The following is a 2,491-nucleotide window of genomic DNA, read 5'->3' as shown; positions in this document are numbered from 1 at the left end:
CTGCGCCCATAAGGGCATACTGTAAATGTAGGTTTGGCAACCTACCCAGCAAGGGTTTTCTACGCTGGTCATCAGCCAACTTATCCACTTAGCTGAAAAGCGGTGGGGAGTGTAGCATGTTGGAAACGGCATAAGTCGGCTAACTATCATGCCGCTACTGAATGTCAAGATGAAACGATGAATACGAGGATGAAGACTATACTGTTTGAACGACAGTCCAAGACGTTAGTTGGTAAACACAGACCTAAGATAGTTATAAAGGTCTGTCTGCAATACTTCCACTTTCCGACTTCGAGTGCGAGAGCAGAAAACCGATTGCAGGTCAGCCGCAATAAGCGGAAAAGGACGAAAATCGCATCCGACAATTCATCAAGCCAATAGTTACAGTATTGCTTAAATGGGGATTACCTAAACCGAAGTGCCAACAAATGGCTATAGGAAGTGGGTTCTTTGAAAATTCGGCAAGGTAACAGAGTCTCCGTAGTAGTCCGAGCAAGGGAAAGCCTTGTACATGGCGAAGGGAGACAGTGTGTTATTTTTAATATGTTAAATGAATGATGTGTGAGACATTATGAGAAATTCAGAAAATGTATTAAACAGTCTGGCTGGGCATAGCCAAGACCTAAGCTACAAGTTTGAAAGACTTTACAGACTGTTGTTCAATGAGAATCTGTTTGCAGAAGCCTATCAACGGTTGTCCCGAAATCCAGGCAACTGCACAAAAGGAACTGACGGACAGACAATAGACGGAACAAGCATAAAGCGCATCCGTGACCTCATAGAACAACTAAAGGATGAAAGCTATCGTCCTTGTCCTGCAAGAAGAATATACATACCCAAAAAGAATGGAAAACTTCGTCCGTTGGGTATCCCTTCTTTCAAGGACAAGCTCGTTCAAGAAGTAGTAAGAATGATACTCGAAGCAATTTACGAGGGACACTTTGAGGATTGCTCGCATGGTTTTAGACCACACAGAGGGTGTCATACTGCTATGGCTTCCTTGCAAAAGGGAGGTTCGGGAACAAGATGGTTCATAGAGGGTGACATCAAGGGATTCTTTGACAACATCAACCATGATGTTCTCATAAGCATTCTTAGTGAACGCATCCACGATGAGAGGTTTTTGCGACTGATACGAAAATTCTTGAAAGCGGGTTACTTGGAACAGTGGGAATACAAAAACTCCTATATCGGCACTCCACAAGGCGGTATCATCAGTCCTATCTTGGCGAATGTCTATTTGGACAAGCTCGACAAATTCATGTTGAGATATATCGAGACATTTAACAAGGGTAAAGCACGGCAACGCAACCCTGAATACAAGAGGGTTGCCAATCGTAAAGACAAACGAGTAAAGAAACTGAAGAATGAACAGGACGAGCAGAAGAAAGGTGTTTTACGTTCAGAGATAGCATCCCTGCATCGTGAAATGCAACGACTTCCTGCAACTCTTGACATGGATGAAAACTTCAAGAGGATGAAATACGTACGGTATGCAGACGATTTTCTGATTTGTGTTATTGGAAGCAAGGCTGACTGCCAAAATGCAAAAGAAGATATTAAAAACTTCTTGCAGGAACAGCTGAAACTTCAACTTTCAGACGAGAAGACACTTATCACAAATGCTCATGATACAGCAAAATTTCTTGGATTTGAAGTCACTGTCCGCAGTACAAACAAAACGAAAAAGGATTACAGAGGGATTCCGATTCGCTCCCTTGACCATAAGGTTGTCTTATTGTTGCCATTTGAGGCAATGAGAAAGAAACTGCTGGACTACGATGCCATGCGCATTGTAATCAAAGATGGCAAGGAAGTATGGGAGTCAACTTCTCGTCCCTATCTTCGTAGTAATGACGACCTTGAAATTCTGAACCGTTACAATTCAGAAATCAGAGGTATCTACAACTACTATTGTATTGCTAACAATGTCAACATTCTCAACAGTTTCTATGGAATCATGAAAGAGAGTATGTACAAGACATTCTCGTCAAAGTACGAATCTACCGTAAGAAAGATTGCCAACAAGTATTGTAAGGACAAGATTTTCACGGTAAGATACCAAAACAAAAAAGGTGAATGGTTAGAACGTACCTTATATCATGGTGGATTTAGGTTGAACAAGGAAGCGCGCATTGACAATGCACACATTATGCCCAATTACTATGGAATGGAGAGTACAAGCCTTATGGCTCGCTTGAAAGCCCATAAATGTGAATATTGTGGAGCTGAGGACAATCTGAAAATGATACACGTCCGCAAGCTCAAAGATTTGAAAGGCAAAGAAGCATGGGAGAAACTCATGATTGCCCGACAAAGAAAAACAATCGCAGTTTGCGAGAAATGTTATAACAAAATTCATGGAAATAAATAGACTGACAATAACCACGGAGAGCCGTATACTTGGAGACGAGTACGTACGGTTCGGCGGCGAGTACATTGAAACCTGCTTCCATAAAGGGAAGAAAGGCGCATTGTGCTTAGCCATTGG

Annotated in this window: 1 protein-coding gene; it reads left to right on the top strand. The window is 42.1% G+C overall.

The window, feature by feature from the left end; translation table 11 throughout:
* The first annotated feature begins 571 nt into the window (after positions 1-571).
* The gene (gene ltrA, locus DXA74_RS15840; RefSeq protein ID WP_118529089.1) at positions 572-2,374 is read left to right on the top strand and encodes a group II intron reverse transcriptase/maturase; all 1,803 of its coding nucleotides are present in this window, start codon (positions 572-574) and stop codon (positions 2,372-2,374) included.
* Positions 2,375-2,491: the final 117 nt, after the last annotated feature.

The sequence above is a fragment of the Bacteroides sp. OF04-15BH genome, assembly GCF_003477995.1.
Taxonomy (GTDB): domain Bacteria; phylum Bacteroidota; class Bacteroidia; order Bacteroidales; family Bacteroidaceae; genus Paraprevotella.
Note: the sequence above shows the minus strand (reverse complement) of the source record. Positions and strands in the feature narration are given on the sequence as shown.

Excerpts from the sequence above, each read along its gene's own strand:
- ltrA (WP_118529089.1), top strand. The coding sequence starts at position 572 with ATGAGAAATTCAGAAAATGTATTAAACAGTCTGGCTGGGCATAGCCAA.